At 71.3% G+C, this 21317-nt stretch carries 15 protein-coding genes; 6 read left to right on the top strand and 9 right to left on the bottom strand.

Annotation, left to right across the window (positions count from 1 at the left end; translation table 11 throughout):
* Positions 1–202 precede the first annotated feature (202 nt).
* Both ACWC91_RS05200 and ACWC91_RS05195 read left to right on the top strand, forming a co-directional pair.
* Complete coding sequence (locus tag ACWC91_RS05200; protein WP_376500964.1) at positions 203–1936, top strand: ABC transporter ATP-binding protein; 1734 nt, start codon at positions 203–205, stop codon at positions 1934–1936.
* Positions 1936–3864, top strand: a complete 1929-nt coding sequence (locus tag ACWC91_RS05195; protein WP_225075042.1) for an ABC transporter ATP-binding protein — start codon at positions 1936–1938, stop codon at positions 3862–3864. The genes ACWC91_RS05200 and ACWC91_RS05195 overlap by 1 nt, the downstream gene beginning before the upstream one ends.
* Positions 3865–3916: 52 nt before the next feature.
* Here the strand turns inward: ACWC91_RS05195 and ACWC91_RS05190 are convergent, their stop codons facing one another.
* From ACWC91_RS05190 to ACWC91_RS05175, 4 genes are all read right to left on the bottom strand, one after another.
* The gene (locus ACWC91_RS05190; protein ID WP_225075043.1) at positions 3917–5122 is read right to left on the bottom strand and encodes an RNA polymerase sigma factor; all 1206 of its coding nucleotides are present in this window, start codon (positions 5120–5122) and stop codon (positions 3917–3919) included.
* Between the two features lie 167 nt (positions 5123–5289).
* Positions 5290–7200 (bottom strand): DNA primase, encoded by a 1911-nt coding sequence (gene dnaG, locus ACWC91_RS05185; RefSeq protein WP_225075044.1) that lies wholly within the window; start codon positions 7198–7200, stop codon positions 5290–5292.
* A 39-nt stretch (positions 7201–7239) separates the two neighbouring features.
* Positions 7240–8505: an NAD(P)/FAD-dependent oxidoreductase gene (locus tag ACWC91_RS05180; RefSeq protein WP_225075045.1), complete on the bottom strand. Its 1266-nt coding sequence runs from the start codon at positions 8503–8505 to the stop codon at positions 7240–7242.
* 194 nt (positions 8506–8699) lie between these two features.
* On the bottom strand, positions 8700–10046 hold the full coding sequence (locus ACWC91_RS05175) for a deoxyguanosinetriphosphate triphosphohydrolase (protein WP_225075046.1): 1347 nt from the start codon (positions 10044–10046) through the stop codon (positions 8700–8702).
* Between the two features lie 276 nt (positions 10047–10322).
* Between ACWC91_RS05175 and ACWC91_RS05170 the strand changes: the two genes are divergently transcribed.
* On the top strand, positions 10323–11036 hold the full coding sequence (locus ACWC91_RS05170; protein WP_376500970.1) for a SanA/YdcF family protein: 714 nt from the start codon (positions 10323–10325) through the stop codon (positions 11034–11036).
* 238 nt (positions 11037–11274) lie between these two features.
* Here the strand turns inward: ACWC91_RS05170 and ACWC91_RS05165 are convergent, their stop codons facing one another.
* Positions 11275–11736 carry a gamma-glutamylcyclotransferase family protein gene (locus tag ACWC91_RS05165; RefSeq protein WP_225075048.1) on the bottom strand — a complete coding sequence of 154 codons (462 nt, stop codon included), beginning with the start codon at positions 11734–11736 and terminating at the stop codon, positions 11275–11277.
* Between the two features lie 134 nt (positions 11737–11870).
* On the opposite strand from ACWC91_RS05165, the gene ACWC91_RS05160 reads away from it, so the two are divergent.
* Positions 11871–13514 carry a M4 family metallopeptidase gene (locus ACWC91_RS05160; protein WP_225075049.1) on the top strand — a complete coding sequence of 548 codons (1644 nt, stop codon included), beginning with the start codon at positions 11871–11873 and terminating at the stop codon, positions 13512–13514.
* 162 nt (positions 13515–13676) lie between these two features.
* Here the strand turns inward: ACWC91_RS05160 and ACWC91_RS05155 are convergent, their stop codons facing one another.
* The gene (locus tag ACWC91_RS05155; protein ID WP_225075050.1) at positions 13677–14081 is read right to left on the bottom strand and encodes a nuclear transport factor 2 family protein; all 405 of its coding nucleotides are present in this window, start codon (positions 14079–14081) and stop codon (positions 13677–13679) included.
* Positions 14082–14528: 447 nt separating this feature from the next.
* Between ACWC91_RS05155 and ACWC91_RS05150 the strand changes: the two genes are divergently transcribed.
* Both ACWC91_RS05150 and ACWC91_RS05145 read left to right on the top strand, forming a co-directional pair.
* Complete coding sequence (locus ACWC91_RS05150) at positions 14529–15062, top strand: hypothetical protein (protein ID WP_225075051.1); 534 nt, start codon at positions 14529–14531, stop codon at positions 15060–15062.
* A 170-nt stretch (positions 15063–15232) separates the two neighbouring features.
* Positions 15233–15850 (top strand): class F sortase, encoded by a 618-nt coding sequence (locus ACWC91_RS05145; RefSeq protein WP_225075052.1) that lies wholly within the window; start codon positions 15233–15235, stop codon positions 15848–15850.
* 37 nt (positions 15851–15887) lie between these two features.
* On the opposite strand, the gene ACWC91_RS05140 is transcribed toward ACWC91_RS05145, so the two are convergent.
* The 3 genes from ACWC91_RS05140 to ppdK all read right to left on the bottom strand — a co-directional run bounded on the left by ACWC91_RS05140 (position 15888) and on the right by ppdK (position 20662).
* Positions 15888–16670: a sulfite exporter TauE/SafE family protein gene (locus ACWC91_RS05140; RefSeq protein WP_225075053.1), complete on the bottom strand. Its 783-nt coding sequence runs from the start codon at positions 16668–16670 to the stop codon at positions 15888–15890.
* 156 nt (positions 16671–16826) lie between these two features.
* Positions 16827–17753 carry an oxidoreductase gene (locus ACWC91_RS05135; RefSeq protein WP_225075054.1) on the bottom strand — a complete coding sequence of 309 codons (927 nt, stop codon included), beginning with the start codon at positions 17751–17753 and terminating at the stop codon, positions 16827–16829.
* Positions 17754–17914: 161 nt separating this feature from the next.
* Positions 17915–20662: a pyruvate, phosphate dikinase gene (ppdK, locus tag ACWC91_RS05130; RefSeq protein ID WP_376500974.1), complete on the bottom strand. Its 2748-nt coding sequence runs from the start codon at positions 20660–20662 to the stop codon at positions 17915–17917.
* Positions 20663–21317 lie beyond the last annotated feature (655 nt).

The following is a 21317-nucleotide window of genomic DNA, read 5'->3' as shown; positions in this document are numbered from 1 at the left end:
CATAAAATGCATCCTTACGAGGGCATTTGAGACATAACGGTTCGCTCGTGCGGTGGGTCCGACGACGTGGGGTCGAGGGGCGACCCGGCCTCGGCCGTTGACCCGCGGCCGAGTTAATCGGTTGAGGTAACGCGGGTGGAGTGTTCGACGATAGGTGCCAGGGGACATCGACCGCCCCCACCGCCGATCCGAGAGACCCAGCGTGCTCATTCGACTCCTGCGGACCTATCTCAGGCCCTACAAGAAACCCATAGCCCTCCTGGTGCTGCTGCAGTTCCTGCAGACCTGCGCCACGCTCTACCTGCCCACCCTGAACGCCCACATCATCGACAACGGTGTGGTGAAGGGTGACACCGGTTACATCCTGACGTTCGGCGCCGTGATGATCGGCATCTCGCTCGCGCAGGTCGTGTGCAACATCGGCGCCGTCTACTACGGTGCCCGCACCGCCTCGGCGCTCGGCCGGGACGTACGGGCGGCGGTGTTCGACCGTGTGCAGTCCTTCTCGGCCCGCGAGGTCGGCGGCTTCGGGGCGCCCTCCCTCATCACCCGCACGACGAACGACGTGCAGCAGGTCCAGATGCTGGCCCTGATGACGTTCACCCTGATGGTGTCGGCGCCCATCATGTGTGTGGGCGGTGTCGTCCTGGCGCTCGGCCTGGACGTGCCGCTGTCCGCGGTGCTGGTCGCCGTCGTCCCCGTGCTCGGCATCAGCGTGACCCTGATCGTGCGCCGGCTGCGTCCGCTGTTCCGGTCCATGCAGACCCGTCTGGACACCGTGAACCGGGTGCTGCGCGAGCAGATCACCGGCAACCGCGTGATCCGCGCCTTCGTCCGCGACGAGTACGAGAAGGACCGCTTCCGCGGGGCCAACGGGGACCTGACGGAGATGTCGCTGGCCACCGGCCGGCTGCTCGCACTGATGTTCCCGATCGTGATGACGGTGGTGAACCTGTCGTCCATCGCCGTGGTGTGGTTCGGCGCCCACCGCATCGACAGCGGCGGGATGCAGATCGGCGACCTGACCGCGTTCCTCGCCTATCTGATGCAGATCGTGATGTCGGTGATGATGGCCACCTTCATGTTCATGATGGTGCCGCGCGCGGAGGTGTGCGCCGAGCGGATCCAGGAGGTGCTGGACACCGAGTCCAGCGTCGTGCCGCCCGTCGCGCCCGTGACCGAGCTGCGCCGCCACGGCCATCTGGAGATCCGCGGCGCCGGCTTCCGCTACCCGGGCGCCGAGGAGCCCGTCCTGAGGGCCGTCGACCTGCTCGCCCGCCCCGGCGAGGTGACCGCCGTCATCGGCTCGACCGGCAGCGGCAAGTCCACCCTGCTCGGCCTGGTGCCCCGGCTGTTCGACGCGACCGACGGTGAGGTCCTCGTCGACGGCGTGGACGTACGCACCGTGGAGCCGGAGCTGCTCGCCAGGACGGTCGGCCTGGTGCCGCAGAAGCCGTACCTGTTCGCGGGCACGGTGGCGACCAACCTGCGCTACGGCAACCCGGACGCCACCGACGAGGAGCTGTGGCACGCGCTGGAGGTGGCGCAGGCCAAGGACTTCGTCAGCAAGCTGGAGGGCGGCCTGGACGCGCCGATCGCCCAGGGCGGCACCAACGTCTCCGGCGGCCAGCGCCAGCGCCTGGCCATCGCCCGCACCCTGGTGCAGCGCCCGGAGATCTACCTCTTCGACGACTCCTTCTCGGCCCTCGACTACGCCACCGACGCGGCCCTGCGGGCGGCGCTGGGGCACGAGACCTCCGAGGCGACCGTCGTCATCGTCGCCCAGCGCGTGGCGACCATCCGCGATGCCGACCGGATCGTCGTCCTGGACGAGGGACGGGTCGTCGGCACCGGCCGCCACCGCGAACTGATGGCGGACAACGAGACCTACCGGGAGATCGTGCTCTCCCAGCTGACGGAAGCGGAGGCTGCCTGATGGCCGGGCCGATGGGGCGGATGATGTCCGGGGCCGGGCCCGACAACCGCTCGATGGATTTCAAGACGTCGGGCAAGCGGCTCGTCACCCAGTTCAGACCCGAACGGATCACGATCGGCGCACTGGTGCTGTGCGTGGTCGTGAGCGTCACGCTCAGCGTGATCGGGCCGAAGATCCTCGGCAAGGCCACCGACCTGGTCTTCGCGGGGATCGTCGGCCGGCAGATGCCGGCCGGGGCGACCAAGGACGAGGTCCTCGCCTCCATGCGGGAGCGCGGCGAGGGCTCGATCGCCGACATGCTGAAGAGCGCCGACTTCACCCCCGGCAAGGGCATCGACTTCGGTGCCGTCGGCGAGGTCCTGCTGTTCGCGCTGGGTACGTTCCTGGTGGCCGGCCTGCTGATGGCGGTGGCGACCCGGCTGGTGAACCGTTCGGTGAACCGGACCATGTTCCGGATGCGCGAGGACGTGCAGACGAAGCTGTCGCGGCTGCCGCTGTCGTACTTCGACAAGCGCCAGCGCGGCGAGGTGCTCTCCCGCGCCACCAACGACATCGACAACATCGGGCAGACCCTGAACCAGTCGATGGGCCAGCTGATCAACTCGCTGCTGACCATCATCGGCGTGCTCGTCATGATGTTCTACGTCTCCTGGATCCTCGCGCTGGTCGCGCTGGTGACCGTGCCGCTGTCGTTCGTCGTCGCCACGCGCGTGGGCAAGCGGTCGCAGCCGCACTTCGTGCAGCAGTGGCGCTCGACGGGCCGGCTCAACGCGCACATCGAGGAGATGTACACCGGGCACACCCTGGTGAAGGTGTTCGGGCGGCAGGAGGAGTCGGCGAAGCAGTTCGCCGAGCAGAACGATGCGCTGTACGAGGCCGGGTTCAAGGCGCAGTTCAACAGCGGCGTGATGCAGCCGCTGATGATGTTCGTCTCGAACATCAACTACGTGCTGGTGGCCGTCGTCGGCGGTCTGCGGGTCGCGTCGGGCACGCTGTCCATCGGCGACGTGCAGGCCTTCATCCAGTACTCGCGGCAGTTCTCGATGCCGCTGACCCAGGTGGCGTCGATGGCGAACCTGGTGCAGTCCGGCGTCGCCTCGGCCGAGCGCGTCTTCGAACTGCTGGACGCCGAGGAGCAGACGGCGGATCCGGTGCCGGGCGTGCGGCCGGAGGAGCTGCGCGGGCGGGTCGCGCTGGAGCACGTGTCGTTCCGCTACGACCCCGACAAGCCGCTCATCGAGGACCTGTCGCTGACGGTGGAGCCGGGCCACACGGTCGCGATCGTCGGCCCGACCGGCGCGGGCAAGACCACGCTGGTCAACCTGCTCATGCGGTTCTACGACGTCACCGGCGGGCGCATCACGCTCGACGGCATCGACATCGGGAAGATGTCGCGTGACGAACTGCGGTCCGGGATCGGCATGGTGCTCCAGGACACCTGGCTGTTCGGCGGCACCATCGCGGACAACATCGCCTACGGCGCCTCCCGCGAGGTCACCCGCGGCGAGATCGAGGAGGCGGCGCGGGCCGCGCACGCCGACCGGTTCGTCCGTACGCTGCCCGACGGCTACGACACCGTGATCGACGACGAGGGCTCCGGGGTGAGCGCGGGTGAGAAGCAGCTCATCACCATCGCGCGGGCGTTCCTGTCCGACCCGGTGATCCTCGTCCTGGACGAGGCGACCAGCTCGGTCGACACCCGTACCGAGGTGCTGATCCAGAAGGCGATGGCCAAACTCCAGCACGGCAGGACGTCGTTCGTCATCGCGCACCGGCTCTCCACGATCCGGGACGCGGACACGATCCTCGTCATGGAGAACGGCTCCATCGTCGAGCAGGGCGCCCACGACGAGCTGCTGGCGGCCGACGGGGCGTACGCGCGCCTGTACAAGGCGCAGTTCGCGCAGGCGGTCGCCGAGGTGGACTGACCGTCGGTGCTTTTGCCAGGGGCCGCTCGCCCGGGGTGAGCGGCCCCCGGGGTCAGTCCAGGTAGCCGCGGAGCTGGTCGGCGAAGGCGTGGTCGCGCAGCTTGTTGAGGGTCTTGGACTCGATCTGGCGGATCCGCTCCCGCGTCACGCCGAAGAGGCGCCCTATCTCCTCCAGCGTGCGCGGGCGCCCGTCGACGAGCCCGTACCGCAGCTGCACGACCTTGCGCTCCCGCTCCCCCAGCGTGGACAGCACGGCCTCCAGGTGCTCGCGCAGCAGCAGGAACGCCGCCGACTCCACGGGCGAGGCGGCGTCGCCGTCCTCGATCAGGTCGCCGAGGGCGACCTCGTCCTCCTCGCCGACCGGGGCGTGCAGGGAGACGGGCTCCTGAGCGAGCCGCAGGACCTCGCTCACCCGCTCGGGCGGCAGGTCGAGGTGGGCGGCGACCTCCTCGGGGGCCGGCTCGTAGCCCCGCTCCTGGAGCATCCGCCGCTGCACCCGTACGACCCGGTTGATGAGTTCGACGACGTGCACGGGCACGCGGATGGTGCGGGCCTGGTCGGCCAGGGCGCGGGACATGGCCTGGCGGATCCACCAGGTGGCGTAGGTGGAGAACTTGTAGCCGCGGGCGTAGTCGAACTTCTCCACGGCCCGGATGAGCCCGAGGTTGCCCTCCTGCACGAGGTCGAGCATGGTGAGCCCGCGGCCGACGTACCGCTTCGCCACGGACACCACGAGCCGCAGGTTGGCCTCGATGAGCCGGCGCTTGGCCATCCGGCCGAGGACGACGATCCGGTCCAGGTCCAGAGCGAGCCGGCCGTCCAGGTCCGGGGTGGTGGTCAGCTTCTCCTCCGCGAACAGGCCGGCCTCCACACGCCGGGCCAGTTCGACCTCCTCGGCCGCGGTGAGCAGCGGGATCCGGCCGATCTCCCGCAGGTACTGGCGGAACAGGTCGGAGGAGGGACTGCCGCTCTCGGTGCGGGCGGGAACCGGCTCGGGAGCCTCGGACGGGGCCTCCGGCTCCACCTCGGGGTGGTGCGCGCCCCGGCCCCGCGGGGGTACGGCCGGGACTTCGTCGGCCTCCCCCATGTCCGGGTCCGGACCGGTGAGGCCCGGGCCGGTGGCGATGTCGGTCTGGGTGAGGGTCTGGGTCTGCACGGGGGCGACCTCCAGGATGATCGCTGCTGAGGTGTGCGGCAGCGGTACTGAGGGGGCGGAGTCGGCGGCCTCGCCGCCGTCCGTCCCGTACGCGAGGAGCACAGCCGCTCAGGTGTGGGACCCGTGGGGGACTCAGCGCTCCGAGGACTCAGGCAACCGGACCCAGTGTGGGGTACGACACATCGCCGCCACGAGGGGCGTGCGATGACTTTTTGCGTCCGGTCCGTGACCGGCCGGTTACTCGGACCGTCCGACAGTCGGGCCGACGCTCACAGCGCCGCCGTGCCGCGCTCCCGCAGAGCCTGGTCGTACTGCTGGAGGATCCACAACTCGTTCTGGGCAGAGGCCAGTTGTGCGGGGTCGCCGCCGGTGCCGAGGCGGGCGACCGTGCTCTGGAGGTCGCGGATGCGGCGTTCGACCGCGCGGCGGCGGACCGTCACCAGCTGGGCACCCGCGTAGGCGTCGTCGACCTCCCGGCGGAGCAGGATCGCCTCCACCGCCAGCTCGGTGACCATCGCGCGGACGGTGTCGTCCGGGGCGGCCTCGCGGACGCGGGCCAGGTACTCCTGCGGGTCGCCCACGCCGTACTCGGCGCCGCCCGCGTCCAGGACCGCCTGGCGTACGGCGGCGTAGGGCGGGGCGGTGAACTCGTCCACGCCGTAGGCGTCGAAGGCCGGCGAGACCAGCTCCGGGCGCTGCAGGGCGAGTTTGAGCAGTTCGCGCTCGGTGGCGAAGACCGGGTTGCGCAGGTTGAGCGCCGGGCCCCGGGACGCGGGACGCGTCGGCGCGTACTCCTGCTGCGGGCCCCGCTGCCGCTGGTCCGGCGCCGGGCCGCGGCCGCCGCGCTCACGTGCCCAGCGGGCCAGCTGGGCCACCCGCTTGACCACGAACTGGGTGTCGAGGATGCCGAGCAGTCCGGCGAGCTGCACCGCGACCTCGTGCTGGGCGCCGCTGTTCTTGATCCGGGCGACGACCGGCGCGGCCTCGTCCAGGGCGGCGGCGCGGCCGGCCGGGGTGTCGAGGTCGTAGCGGGCCACGATCTGGCGCAGCGCGAACTCGAAGAGCGGGGTGCGCGGTTCGACCAGGTCGGCGACCGCCTCGTCGCCCTTGGCCAGGCGCAGGTCGCAGGGGTCCATGCCGTCGGGGGCGATGGCGATGTAGGTCTCGGCGGCGAACTTCTGGTCGTCCTCGAAGGCCCGCAGGGCCGCCTTCTGCCCCGCCGCGTCGCCGTCGAAGGTGAAGATCACACGCGCCGAGCCGTTGTCCATCAGCAGCCGGCGCAGGATCTTGATGTGGTCGCCGCCGAACGCCGTGCCGCAGGTGGCGATGGCGATGGGCACGCCGGCCAGGTGGCAGGCCATGACGTCGGTGTAGCCCTCGACCACCACGGCGCGGGAGGTCTTCGCGATCTCCTTCTTCGCCAGGTCGATCCCGTACAGCACCTGGGACTTCTTGTAGATCGCCGTGTCGGGGGTGTTGAGGTACTTCGGCCCGTTGTCCGCCTCGTACAGCTTGCGCGCGCCGAAGCCCACCACGTCGCCGCCGATGTCGCGGATCGGCCACATCAGCCGGCCCCGGAAGCGGTCGATGGGGCCGCGGCGGCCCTCCTGGGCGAGGCCGGAGAGGATCAGCTCCTTGTCGGTGAAGCCCTTGCCGCGCAGAAAGCGGGTGAGGTGGTCCCAGCCCTGGGGGCTGTAGCCGACGCCGAAGTGGACGGCGGCGCCCTGGTCGAAGCCGCGCTCGGCGAGGAAGACCCGGCCGGTCTCGGCCTCGGCGGAGGCCGCGAGCTGCTCGGCGTACCAGTCGGCGGCCAGCTTGTGGGCCTCCACCAGGCGGATGCGCTCGCCGCGCTGGTGAGCGGGGTTGTACCCGCCCTCCTCGTAGCGCAGGGTGATGCCGGCCTGGGCGGCCAGCCGCTCGACCACCTCCGAGAAGGAGAGGTGGTCGATCTTCATCACGAACGTGATGGTGTCGCCACCCTCCTGGCAGCCGAAGCAGTGGAAGAGTCCCTTGCTCGGACTGACCTGGAAGGACGGCGACTTCTCGTCGTGGAACGGGCACAGGCCCTTGAGGTTGCCCCCGCCCGCGTTCCGCAGCTGGAGGTACTCGGACACCACGGCGTCGATCGGGACCGCGTCCCGTACCGCCTTCACGTCCTCGTCGTTGATCCGTCCTGCCACGCCAGAAGTCTACGGTGGTCCGCCGAGGCTCCCGTCCGGCTACGGGACCAGGCCGTCCAGCGGCACGTGCGGGTCCGCGAGCGCCTCCGTGTCCACGCGTGCCCTCGTGCGGATCAGGCGCTGGATCGGGTCCGTGACGTCCCACACGTTGACGTTCATCCCGGCCAGGACACGGCCCTCCTTCACCCAGAACGCGATGAACTCGCGCTTTCCGGCGTCCCCGCGGATCACCACCTCGTCGTACGAGCCGGGGGGTGCCCAGCCGCTGTACTCCATGCCCAGGTCGTACTGGTCGGTGAAGAAGTAGGGCACGCGGTCGTACACGGTCTCCTGGCCGAGCATCGCGCGGGCCGCGGCCGGGCCGCCGTTGAGCGCGTTGGCCCAGTGCTCCACCCGCAGCCGGGTGCCGAACAGTCCGAGCGGGAAGGAGGCCACGTCGCCGGCCGCGTGGATGTCCGGGTCGGACGTGCGCAGCCGCTCGTCCACCTTGATGCCGCCGCCGTGGGCCCGGTCGGCCAGTTCCAGGCCCGCCGACTCCGCCAGGGCGAGGCGCGGCGCGGCGCCGATCGCGGCGAGCACGTCGTGGCAGGGGTGCTCCTCGCCGTCGTCGGTCCGGACGGCGAGCACCATGCCGTCCTGCCCGACGATCTCGGTCAGCCGGGCGCCGAAGTGGAAGCGGACGCCGTGCTCGCGGTGCAGGTCGGCGAAGAGCTGGCCCAGTTCGGGGCCGAGCGCGCCGTGCAGCGGGGTGGCGGCCGGCTCGACGACGGTGACCTCGGCGCCGTACTCGCGGGCCGCCGCCGCGACCTCCAGGCCGATCCAGCCGGCGCCCGCGATGACGAGGTGGCCGTTGTTCCGGCCGAGGTGGGTCAGGACGTGCTTGAGGCGCTCGGCGTGGGCGAGGCGGCGCAGGTGGTGGACGCCGGCGAGGTCGGTGCCGGGGATGTCCAGGCGGCGCGGTTCGGCGCCGGTGGCCAGCAGCAGCTTGTCGTAGCGCACATGGGTGCCGTCGTCCCCGTAGTGGACGGTCCTGGCGGCGCGGTCGATCGCGACGACCGTCTGGCCGAGGTGCAGCTCGATGTCGTTCTGCGCGTACCAGGCGGGCTCGTGCACGAAGACGCTGTCGCGCTCCTCCTTGCCGAGCAGGTAGCCCTTGGACAGCGGCGGCCGCTCGTAGGGGTGGTCGCGCTCGTCGCACACGAGGATCACGCGGCCGCTGAAGCCCTCCGCGCGCAGGGTCTCGGCCGCCTTCGCGCCGGCGAGACCTCCTCCGACGATGACGAATGTCTGATCCGCGTCGACCACTTGATGCCTCCTCGTAAGGGTGCCGCCACATGGGAGCGTCCCGCACGGAGCGTGGTGCGGGAAGGGGGAGTGGCCCGATCAGGCCACGGAGGGTCACCTGGGGACCCGGTCGGGGTCACTGGGTTCACTCGGGTCCCACCCGTACCACGGGTGTCCGTAAACCTGCTGTCAATGTCATGCGCGCTCTCCCGAAGTCATGCGTGCCCTCTCAGACGCGCGTGAAGCGAACGGGCCGAGGCGTCGGTGAGGGAGGCGATCTGGTCGACGAGCACGCGCTTGCGCGCACGGTCGTCGGCGGCCTGGTCGAACAGGGCGCGGAACTGGGGGTCGAGGCCGTAGGGGGCGCGGGCGGTCAGCGCCTCGGCCAGTTCGGCGACCACGATCCGCTGGTCGGCGCGCAGCCGCTCCTGCTCGGCGCGCTGCATGACGTACCGGTCGGCGACGGCCTTGAGGACCGCGCACTCCATTCGGGTGGTCCGGGGGACGACGAGCTCCGCGCCGTAGCGCGTGAGACCGCCGCTGCCGTACGCCTGCCGGGTGGCACCCTCGGCGGCCAGGCAGAAGCGGCCGATGAGCTGGCTGGTGGCGTCCTTCAGACGGGCCTGGGCGACGGCCGACCCGTCGTACCCGTGCGGCCACCACTCCTGGTCCAGGAGGCGGTCGAGGGCCTCGGCGAGTTCCTCGGGGTCGGTGCCGGCCGGGACGTAGCGGCCGACGGCGACCGCGAACACCTCCTGCCGCTCGGGTTCGGCGTGCAGGCAGCCCGGGTCGATGTGGCCGGCGTGCAGCCCGTCCTCCACGTCGTGCACCGAGTACGCCACGTCGTCCGCCCAGTCCATGACCTGGGCCTCGAAGCAGGTGCGGGTGCCGGGCGCGTCCTTGCGCACCCAGTCGAAGACCGGCCTGTCGTCCTCGTAGACACCGAACTTGGGCGAGGCCGGGTCGGTGGGGTGGGCGCCGCGCGGCCAGGGGTACTTGGTGGCGGCGTCGAGGGCGGCGCGGGTGAGGTTGAGGCCGACGCTGACGAGTTCGTCCGTGGCGGCGTCGACGACGAACCGCTTGGGCTCGATGCGGGTGAGCAGGCGCAGGGACTGGGCGTTGCCCTCGAAACCGCCGCAGTCCCGCGCGAACTCGTTCAGCGCCTGTTCGCCGTTGTGCCCGAAGGGCGGGTGGCCCAGGTCGTGGGAGAGGCAGGCCGCCTCCACCAGGTCGGGGTCGCAGCCGAGGGCGGCACCCAGCTCACGGCCGACCTGGGCGCATTCGAGCGAGTGGGTGAGCCGGGTGCGGGGGCTGGCGTCCCAGGCCTGCCCGTACTCGCCGGGTGTGACCACCTGGGTCTTGCCGGCCAGCCGTCTGAGGGCCGCGGAGTGCAGTACGCGCGCGCGGTCGCGCTGGAAGGCGGTACGCCCCGGCCGCTTGTCCGGCTCGGTGGCCCACCGCTCGACGGCCGGCGCCTCGTAGCCGGCGGGCGGCATATGGTTCTCGGGCGGCCGGGGGGTGTGCTCGCGCGGCCGGGCTGCTTCGGATGCGGTCCCTTCCATGATTCGACAGTAAGCGCAGGTACCGACAATCGGGATGTCACCGTCCGTCTCCGGTCCGCGACGGTGTGCGTGTCCCGCCCGCCGGGCCCTGGCGGGCGCGGGCCGCCGCCCGGACTCCGCTGCTGTGTCTGCTCTGTCTGCCGTATCCGCCGCACCCGCCGCACCCGCCGTGCTCGCCGTCACGAGAATGGGGGCAGGGGCGGGTGAACCTGGGTGGCGTGCGCCGCGTCCTTGCTGATCGAGGGCCGTGGGGCCGCCTGGGGAGGGGACTGACCGATGCGCCTGACGCATACGCCGCGCCTGCCGCGCCGACCGTCGTGGACACGTCCGCGCCTGCCGCGCACCCGTGCCGGGCGGCGGCTGCTGGTGCGGGCGGTGATGGCCGGGTGCGTGCTGGCCCTGCTCCCGGCGACCTGGATGTACGTCGTGGCCGGCGACCGGCTGCGCACCACGGCGGACGCGCCGCGCACCGACGTGGCCGTGGTCTTCGGCGCGGGCCTGTGGGACGGGGAGCCGTCACCGTACCTGGCGCACCGGCTGGACGCGGCGGCGAAGCTGTACCACGAGGGCCGGGTCAAGGTGCTCCTGGTGACCGGCGACAACAGCCGCGAGGACTACGACGAGCCGGACGCGATGCGCACGTACCTGACCGAGCGGGGTGTGCCCGGTATACGGATCGTGAGCGACTACGCCGGCTTCGACACCTGGAACTCCTGCGTCCGCGCGAAGAAGATCTTCGGCGTGGACCGGGCGGTCCTGGTCACCCAGGGTTTCCACGTCCGGCGCGCGGTCGCCCTGTGCGACGCGGCGGGCATCGACTCCTACGGTGTCGGCGTCGACGCCAAGCACGACGTCACCTGGTACTACGGCGGCACCCGCGAGGTGTTCGCGGCCGGCAAGGCGGCCCTGGAGGCGGTGTTCCAGCCGGACCCGAAGTTCCTGGGCCGCACGGAGCACGGGGTGGCCAGGGCCCTGGCCGACGCCGGGTAGGGCCCGCCGCAGGACGGGCGGACGCGGCACGGCGGGCAGACGCCGCAGGGCGGACGGACGCCGCACGGCCGAGCGGACGCCGCACGGCGGACGGACGCCGCAGGGCCGGGCGCCTGTCGGCCGGGGGTGAACCGGCCGGCGCCGAGAGGGACTTCCCGCACGCCATGCTCCTGCCCACGGCGGGCGGTCTTCGCACCCGGAAGGTCGCCGACCCGGCCCCCGGCCGCGTCGCCGTCCGTCAGACCCGGTGCCGCGCGTGCCGCGCTCGCCAGTCCCCGCCCTCGATGCGCACGCCCTCGGTGCGCAGTTGCCGGGTGACGGACGGTCCGGCGACGTAGACCCAGGCGCGTACGGTCGCTCCGTCGGTCTCGCGGACCACCTCGCGCTCGATGCGCTCGTAGAGGCTGCGCGGATCGCCGGCCACGTAACCCTCCAACCGGTCCAGGGCGGTGAGCACCTCGCCGTACTCGTCCGGCCGGGCGGCGACGAGGTCGCCCCGCACCAGCCCGCCGGGTTCCTCCACGGCGTAGGGATAGCCGGGTCCGTCGTAGAGCACCACGCCGGACAGCCGGGCGGGCTCCTCGGAGCGGGTGCGGCCGCGCAGGAACAGGCCGTGGTTGCCCTCGCCGGGGCGCAGGGTGCCGTAGACGAAGAACGGAAGCGGTGCGGGCGGCGGCGTCGGAGCAGTCGAAGTCGTCACGGAAACGATTCTCTCTCCCCACACACCCATCCTGTGGACGCTATGGACATGACATGTCATGAGCACTTAAATCTCTGGGAAATGCCAGCGCAACCCCCAAGCGCCCCCCGGGGCGCCCGCGCTCAAGGAGACCGATGAGTCGGACACGGCACATCCGAGCTTCCCGCCTTGCCACGGCCGGCGTGGCCGCCACCACCGCCACCCTGCTGGCCGCAGCCCTCTCCCCCGCCGCGCACGCGGAGGGCAGACCCGACCGGGCCGCCGCGATCCACAACGCCGCGTCGGCGCTCGTGAACCACTCCACGGCCCTGGGCCTCACCTCCGCCGAGGCCACCACCGTACGGGACGTGATCGTCGACGAGAACGGCGCGCAGCACGTCCGTTACGACCGTACGTACCACCAACTACCCGTGCTGGGAGGTGACTTCATCGTCCATCTGGCTGCGGACGGCAGCTACCGCGGCGCCAACCGGGCCTCGAAGGGCACGGTCTCCCTCGCGAGCACCACGCCCCGGCTCCCCGCTCCGAAGGCGGCCGACCTCGCGGTGAACGCGCTGCGCACGGAGAACCAGGGAACGAAGCTGCAACAGGTCAAGGCCAAGCCGGAGTTGATCGTCGACGCCCTGCACGGCGCCCCGCGCCTGGCCTGGCGCACCAACGCGGTCGGGCTGGACTCGCTCGGCAACCCGGTGGCCCGTACGGTGCTGACCGACGCCCGCACGGGCGCGCAGATCGACGCCTGGGACAGCATCGAGACGGCGACGGGCGACGGCCAGTCGCTCTACAGCGGAACGGTGCCCCTGGAGACCACGCTCTCGGGCTCGACGTACCAGCTCAAGGACCCGACGCGGGGCAACACGTACACGGGCGACGCGGAGAACAAGACCGACCTGTGCTTCTTCGGCGTCTGCTTCCAGCGCGCCCCCGCAACGCTGTTCACGGACGCCGACAACCACTGGGGCACGGGCACGACCGCGGACCGCGCGACGGCGGCGGTCGACGCGCAGTACGGCACCAACGAGACCTGGGACTACTACAAGAACGTCCACGGCCGCAACGGCATCGCGGGCGACGGCAAGGGCTCGTACAACCGCGTCCACTACGGCAGCAACTACAACAACGCCTTCTGGGACGACAGTTGCTTCTGCATGACGTACGGCGACGGTGACGGCACCACGTTCGGCCCGCTGGTCGCCCTCGACGTGGCCGGACACGAGATGAGCCACGGCGTGACGTCGAAGACGGCGGCACTGACGTACTCGGGCGAGTCCGGCGGTCTGAACGAGGCCACCTCGGACATCCTGGGCACGCTGGTGGAGTGGTACGCCGACAACCCCTCGGACCCCGGGGACTACCTGATCGGCGAGAAGATCGTCCGCTCCGGCTTCGGCAAGTCGGCCCTGCGCTACATGGACAAGCCCTCCAAGGACGGCAGTTCGGCCGACTGCTGGAGCAGTTCGGTGGGCAACCTCGACGTCCACTACTCCTCAGGCGTCGCCAACCACTTCGCCTACCTGCTCGCCGAGGGCAGCGGCACCAGGACCGTCAACGGCGTCGCCTACGACTCCCCCACCTGCGACAACTCCTCGGTGACGGGCATCGGCCGCGACAAGCTCGGCAAGATCTGGTACCGGGCCCTGACGGTCTACATGACGTCCTCCACGAAGTACGCGGGCGCGAGGACGGCGACCCTGAACGCCGCCAAGGACCTCTACGGCGCCGGCAGCACCGAGTACAACGCGGTGGCAGCGGCCTGGAGCGCGACCAACGTGAACTGACCGCCCCGTTCCAAGCGTCACGGCCGCCCCCGCCTTCCCGGCCGGGGCGGCCGCAGCCGGGTCACGCCGCATGACCGTACGGCTGGTCGTGCTGCCGGACGAGGGCCCCGGCTCCACCCTGCCGGCGCAGGCGGACGGGCGTCCGGGCCTGCCCGGAGCCGGTCAGGCCCTGGTGATGTTCCTGCCCGGCATCGGCTCCGCGAGTGCCGTCCGCCATTCGGGTGCGCCGAAGGCGTCCGCGAAGTACTGCGTCTCGTGCACCACTTGTCCGTGGACGAACTCCATGATGCTCACCGAGTAGGTGGGCACCCCGTCGTAGGTGATGACACACTCGCTCACCCACAGAGTCCCGGTGCCGGTGATCCGGTGGACGGTGAAGTGCCGACTGGCGGGGTGCCCGCCACGCTGCGCCGAGATCGTCGCGCGGCCCCGGAACCGTTCACCCGACTGGGGGTAGTCGAGGATCGCGTCCGCGGCGTAGATGGCGTGCTCGGCTTCGGTGTCCCCACGTTCCGACGCCCGCCAGTGTTCCTCGATCGCGGCCCTGGTCCAGATGTCAGGAGCCATCGCATCGTCCCTTCCTCGGGCGGCCGGAGCGATCCGGGTACCCGGGAACGCTTCGAGGCGTACTCCCAGGGCGCTCGGCCGTCGAACGTCATGGGCAACGGTGGCAGCGTAGACCGCCCGGCGCGGCGACCCGGGGACCCTGCGCGTGGCGCTGGGAGTCAGGGGGTCACGGCGCCCGTGGGCGGCACCCGTTCACCCCCACGCGCCGCGCCCTTCCGGGTGGTCTCCGACGCGCCGTCAGCAGATCGGCCCTGGCCTGCGGAAATGTCGACCGCGGGGCGGTCCGGGGCGGGTGGTCCGGCCACCCGTTCGCCGCATTTCTGACGGACCTTCAGCAAGCGGGAACGGCGCCGGGCCACTTACCTCGTCAGGGCAGGGGCACGGCCGACGGCGGCACACCCGGGTGTCGCGGGCCGTCGCCCCACCGCAGAGCCCGGAGGAGCACCGATGCGACGTATCGCCCGCCGGCCGGCCAGGGCCGTGGCCGGGGCCGTGCTCACCGCGGCCGCCGTGGGCGGTCTGGCCGCGCCCGCGTACGCCGCGGCCGGTGGCCGCCTGGAGGTGAATCCGTACTCGGTCCAGCCGGGCGCCCAGGTCACGGTGAACACCACGGGGTGCGGCAAGAAGGCGTCCGCGGCGGGTGACGCCAGCGCGGTCGGCGCGGGTCCCTTCACGCTGGTGCCCAGCGCGCGCGAGGGCGAGGCGGTCGGGCGGTTCCGGGTTCCGGAGAGCGCGCAGCCGGGGACGTACGAGATCGTCGCGCAGTGCGCCGAGGGCGACCAGGAGGTCAGGGGCGACCTGGTCGTCACGCTGATGGCCGCGCAGGGGCAGGTGGAACCCCGGGGAAGCATGAAGACAGGGGTCGGCGGCGCGCAGGACCGCGACCCCGTGAAGACCGCGGCAGGTGTGGCGGCTCTCGCCGTCGCCGCCGCGGGCGGTACCTGGCTCCTGCATCGCCGGGCGAGAGGCGACGGGATCTGACGGACACCCTCCGCTGTCCGTCCGCCGGTACCGCATGTCCCCGCCCCCTTCCGGGTGCGACGCCCCTCGCGGCCCGGAGGGGGGTGCGGGACACCGAGTCCGGGAGGGGTCCCAGGGGCCGAAAGGGGGGCCGGAAGGAATCCCGCGGGGTTCCGAGAGGGGTCGTCCGTATGCGCATAGGCAACACCGCGATAGCGACCGTCACCGTGGTCGCCTTCTGCTCCGGCGCCTGGCTGCTGCACAGCGGCGCCGAGACGCACGCCCCGCCCCAGCCCGGTGCGGCGGAGGGCGTGCTCGACCCCGGTGAGGAAGCCCGCGCCGCCCCCGCGCTGCCGCCGTCCCCGCCCCTGCGCATACGCATCCCCTCCATCCGGATCGACGCCCCCCTGACCGGCCTCGCCCTGACGAAGTCCGGCAGCCTCGAAGCCCCGCCCGCCGACAACAAGAACCTGGCCGGCTGGTACGAGGCCGGCACCACCCCCGGTGAGCGGGGCACGGCGATCGTCGCCGGCCATGTCGACAACGCCCGGGGACCGGCCGTCTTCTACAACCTCGGCGCCCTGAAGAAGGGCAGCACCGTCGAGGTGGACCGCCGGGACGGCGGGGTCGCCGTCTTCACCGTGGACGCCATCGAGGTCTACGAGACCGAGGACTTCCCCGACGAGAAGGTCTACGGCGCCGCCAAGCGCCCGGAACTGCGCGTCATCACCTGCGGCGGCGGCTACTCGAGGACCACCGGCTACCGGGGCAACGTGGTCGTCTTCGCCCACCTGACCGGCAGCCGCTGAACCCGGCGCCGGGCGCCGGCCGGTGCCTGTCGGGGTACTAGGCCACCCACTGCTGGTAGGCCATGTTCGCCACCAGCGCGAACACCACCGTCAGCAGCACGATCCGGACGAAGCCGCTGCCCTTCTTCAGCGCGGTGTGCGCGCCCAGGGCGCCGCCCGCCAGGTTGAACACCGCCAGGACGGCCGCCAGTTGCCACAGGATCGCGCCCTGCCAGGCGAAGGTGGCCAGGGCGCCCGCGTTGGTGCAGCAGTTGACGATCTTGGCGGTGGCGGAGGCGGTCACCAGGTCCAGGTGCAGTACGGCGGTCAGCGCCAGGACGAGGAACGTGCCGGTGCCGGGGCCGATGAGGCCGTCGTAGAAGCCGATGCCGAGGCCCGCGAGGCCGATCGCCGCGAGGATCCGGCGGCGGGTGGCCGGGCCGGGCGCCGGGGCGGTGCCGAACGAGGGACGCAGGATCACGAAGGTTCCCACCCCGAGCAGCACCACCATGATCACCGGCTTGAGCACCTCGGTGCTCATCCCGGCCGCGAAGAACGCCCCGGCGGAGGAGCCGGCGAGCGCGGCCAGCCCGATGCGGACGGCGGTGCGGACGTCCACGGGCGCCCGGCGGACGTAGGTCACGGCCGCGCCGGTGGTGCCGACGATGGCGACCGCCTTGTTGGTGCCGAGCGCGGCCGCGGCCGAGGTGCCGCCGGGCAGTCCCAGCAGCAGCGCCGGCAGCAGCAGGAGCCCGCCCCCGCCGACCACGGCGTCGATCCACCCGGCCGCGAACGCGGCGAGGCACAGAAGGACGACCATGGTCAGCGATATGTCGGGCATGATCGCGACCCTAGGCAGGGATCCGTGCGCGGTCCACGTATCTGAGGGACTTTTGAGGTCCGAGGGGTGTGTGAGGTGCGGCCTGGTCAGTCCTCTGAATGCTTCAGCCTTCAGGACGCCTCAGTCCTCCAGGGCGCCTCAGCCCCTCAGGACGCCTCAGTCCTTCAGCGCGTCGTACGACACCCCGGTGAGCCGCTCGGACGCCTCCCAGAGCAGTCGGCCGCCCCTGTCGTCGAGGGTCCAGGGCGCCCGCCAGGACGGGGCCGGGGCGCCGCGCCACATGGCGAAGGACGGGCCGTGGAAGGAGTCGGGACGCACCCCGGGGGCGGTGGCCGCGTACAGCGTGGGCAGGGCGCCCGCCTCGGCCCGCTGGGCGAGGACGAGGTTGCCGGCCTCCATGAGCCGTTCGGCCGTCCGGCGGCCCTCGGCCCGGGGTCCCGCGGTCTGGAGGTTGGTGGCGGCGTAGCCGGGGTGGGCGGCGGCCGCGACCACGTCGGACCCGGTGGCCGCGAGCCTGCGCGCCAGCTCGTGCGTGAAGAGCAGGTTCGCGGTCTTGGAACGGGCGTAGGCGATCCAACGGCGGTAGCGGCGCTCGCTGTTGAGGTCGTGCAGATCGACGTTGGCCAGCACGTGCATCATGCTGGAGACGGTCACGACGCGGGCGCCCGGCGTGTCGAGCAGCCTGGGCAGCAGCAGTCCGGTGAGGGCGAAGTGCCCCAGGTGGTTGACCCCGAACTGGGTCTCGAACCCGTCCGCCGTCGTCCCGTGCGGCGGCGCCATCACCCCGGCGTTGTCGACGAGCAGATCGAGCCGCTCGTACGGGTACGCGTCCGCGAACTCCCTTACGGATAACAGGTCTCCGAGATCCAGTCGCGCGAACTCGACTTCCGATCCCGGTACTTCACGCGTCACCAGGTCGGCCGCCGCCCTCCCCCGCGCCTCGCTCCGGCACGCCAGCACCACCCGGGCGCCCCTGCGCGCCAGTTCACGCGCGGTGACGAGACCGAGCCCGCTGTTGGCCCCGGTGACGACGGCGGTACGGCCGCTCTGGTCGGGCATGTCGTGCGTGTTCCAGCCGGGCATGGACGGCTCCCTGGTGAGGGTGGGACGGCGGACACCTGAGATCCAACGTAGGAGAGGGGCGGCACCCCCGCACGGGATGCCGCCCCTCTTCTTTCGCGGACCGGAGTCCTCGTCGCAATCGGTAGTGAGGGTCGGGGACCACGACGAGGACTCCGGGGTCTTTACCGGTGGTCGCTGCCCTCCGCCTCGACCGAGGCCCGGCCGGCCTCCAGGCGTGCCACCGGGATACGGAAGGGGGAGCAGGAGACGTAGTCCAGACCCACCTCGTGGAAGAAGTGGACGGACTCGGGGTCGCCGCCGTGCTCGCCGCAGACGCCGAGCTTGAGATCCGGGCGGGTGGCCCGGCCGGCCTGGACGGCGGACTTCACCAGGGAGCCGACGCCGTCCTTGTCGATGGTCTCGAACGGCGACACCCCGAAGATGCCCTTCTCCAGGTAGGCGGTGAAGAACGACGCCTCGACGTCGTCGCGGCTGAAGCCCCACACCGTCTGGGTCAGGTCGTTCGTGCCGAAGGAGAAGAACTCCGCCGCCTCGGCGATCTGGCCCGCGGTCAGCGCGGCGCGCGGCAGCTCGATCATCGTGCCGATCGCCAGCTTGAGCCGCGTACCGGTCGCCGCCTCGACCTCGGCGATGACCTGGTCGGCCTCCTCGCGGACGATCTCCAGCTCCTGGACGGTGCCGACCAGCGGGATCATGATCTCGGCGCGCGGGTCGCCCTTGGCGGCCCTGCGCTCGGCGGCCGCCTCGGCGATGGCGCGCACCTGCATGGTGAACAGGCCGGGGACGACCAGTCCGAGGCGTACGCCGCGCAGTCCGAGCATCGGGTTCTGCTCGTGCAGGCGGTGCACGGCCTGGAGCAGGCGCAGCTCGTTCTCGTGCGGCTCCTGGCGGGACTCGGCGAGGGCCACGCGCACCGACAGCTCGGTGATGTCGGGCAGGAACTCGTGCAGCGGCGGGTCGAGCAGGCGGACCGTGACCGGCAGGCCGTCCATGGCCTCGAACAGCTCCACGAAGTCCTTCTTCTGGAGCGGCAGGAGCTGCTTGAGGGACTCCTCGCGCTCGGCCTGGGTGTCGGCCAGGATCAGCCGCTCCACCAGCTCGCGGCGGTCGCCGAGGAACATGTGCTCGGTGCGGCACAGGCCGATGCCCTGGGCGCCGAAGCGGCGGGCGCGCAGCGCGTCCTCGGCGTTGTCGGCGTTGGCGCGCACCCGCAGGCGGCGCTTGCGGTCGGCGAAGGCCATCATCCGGTGGACCGCCTCGACGAGTTCGTCCGCGTCGTCGGCGCCCGGGTGCATCCGGCCCTCGAAGTACTCGACGACCGGGGACGGGACGACCGGGACCTCGCCGAGGTACACCTTGCCCGAGGAGCCGTCGATGGAGATCACGTCGCCCTCCTCGACGACGTGCCCGCCGGGGACGGTCATCCGGCGGCGCTTGGTGTCGACCTCCAGGTCCTCCGCGCCGCAGACGCACGTCTTGCCCATGCCGCGGGCGACCACGGCGGCGTGGGAGGTCTTGCCGCCGCGGGAGGTCAGGATGCCCTCGGCCGCGATCATGCCGTCCAGGTCGTCGGGGTTGGTCTCCCGGCGGACCAGGATGACCTTCTCGCCCGAGCGGGACCATTTGACGGCGGTGTACGAGTCGAAGACCGCCTTGCCGACCGCCGCGCCCGGGGAGGCGGCGATGCCGCGGGCGACCTGCTCGACCTTGGCCTGCTCGTCGAACCGCGGGAACATCAGCTGCGCGAGCTGGGCCCCGGTGACCCGCTTCAGCGCCTCGGCCTCGTCGATCAGGCCCTGGTCGACGAGCTGGGTGGCGATGCGGAACGCGGCGCCGGCGGTCCGCTTGCCGACGCGGGTCTGCAGCATCCACAGCTGCCCGCGCTCGATGGTGAACTCGATGTCGCAGAGATCCTTGTAGTGGTTCTCCAGCGTCTCCATGATCTGCATCAGCCGGTCGTACGACTTGCCGTCGATCCGCTCCAGCTCCGCCAGCGGGACGGTGTTGCGGATGCCCGCGACCACGTCCTCGCCCTGCGCGTTCTGAAGGTAGTCGCCGTAGACGCCCTGCTGGCCGGAGGCGGGGTCGCGGGTGAAGGCGACGCCGGTGCCGGAGTCGGGGCCGAGGTTGCCGAACACCATCGAGCAGATGTTGACGGCCGTGCCGAGGTCGTGCGGGATGCGCTCCTGACGGCGGTAGAGCTTGGCGCGCTCGCCGTTCCAGGAGTCGAAGACCGCCTTGATGGCGAGGTCCATCTGCTCGCGCGGGTCCTGCGGGAAGTCCCGGCCGGCCTCCTTCTTGACGATCTTCTTGAAGGTGGTGACCAGCTTCTTCAGGTCGGCGGCCTCGAGCTCGGTGTCGACGGTGACCTTCTTGGTCTCCTTGGCCTTGTCGAGGGCGTCCTCGAACAGCTCGCCGTCGACGCCGAGGACGGTCTTGCCGAACATCTGGATGAGGCGGCGGTAGGAGTCCCAGGCGAACCGGTCGTCGCCGGCCTGCTTGGCCAGACCCTGGACGGACTTGTCGGACAGGCCGATGTTCAGGACGGTGTCCATCATGCCGGGCATGGAGAACTTCGCGCCGGAGCGGACGGAGACCAGCAGGGGGTCGTCGGGCTGGCCGAGCTTCTTGCCCATCTTCTGCTCGAGCGCGTCGAGGTGCGCGCTCACCTCGTCACGGAGTGCCGCGGGCTCCTCGCCGCTGTCGAGGTAGACCTTGCAGGCCTCGGTGGTGATCGTGAAGCCCGGCGGGACCGGAAGACCCAGGTTTGTCATCTCGGCCAGGTTGGCGCCCTTGCCGCCGAGGAGGTCCTTGAGGTCCTTGTTGCCCTCGGTGAAGTCGTAGACGAACTTCACGCCCTCAACACTGTTGCCGCGATCGGCTACCTGGAGATCTTTGTTTTCCGACACGGGTCTCGACTCCTCGAGGACGCGGTGGCTGCCCTGACGGCGAGGAACATACCCAGATCAAAGGCCGATGGGTACGTCCACTTGTGGGTCATGCGCCCGTAACCAGTCGTCCGCCAGCGGATCGAAAGTCAAGGCTTGGCAAGCCGTCGGGTGCAGATGTTTTCACTTCTTGAACGAATCAACGCTCGCAGACTCGCCCAGCCGCTCAAATGAGCGACTCCCAGCACGTCTGTTTTCGATCGATGAACGATCAAGGTGTGGCACTGAGTGCCACACCTTGGAGAAGTGCAGCCGCTCAAGATCCGCTCATCTGAGCGCAACCCTTATCAAGGGTGGCGAGAATCACGCTGCCACAGGCGCTCGGATTTCACCATGCGGACGGCTCCCTGCCCCTCGGTCGGGGCTCCGTTTGCCGGGTGTTTGCCCGGCACCGGTGAACACGGGTGAGGGCCCGGCCGTACGGGAGTGCGGTGGGGGGCCCCAGCGTGGCCCACCTCCTCAGCGACGCCGCGCACGGAAGGACCTTCGGGTGCCTCAGCACACGGATACACGCCAGTCATCGGGTGCACCATCGGACCCGGCCGGAGAACCGGCGTCGCACGGAGGCGGGACCGAGGCGGCCGCTCTGCACCCGGCGGAGGCGGAGGCGGGCGCG

This window comes from Streptomyces sp. NPDC001204, from assembly GCF_053598035.1.
Note: the sequence above shows the minus strand (reverse complement) of the source record. Positions and strands in the feature narration are given on the sequence as shown.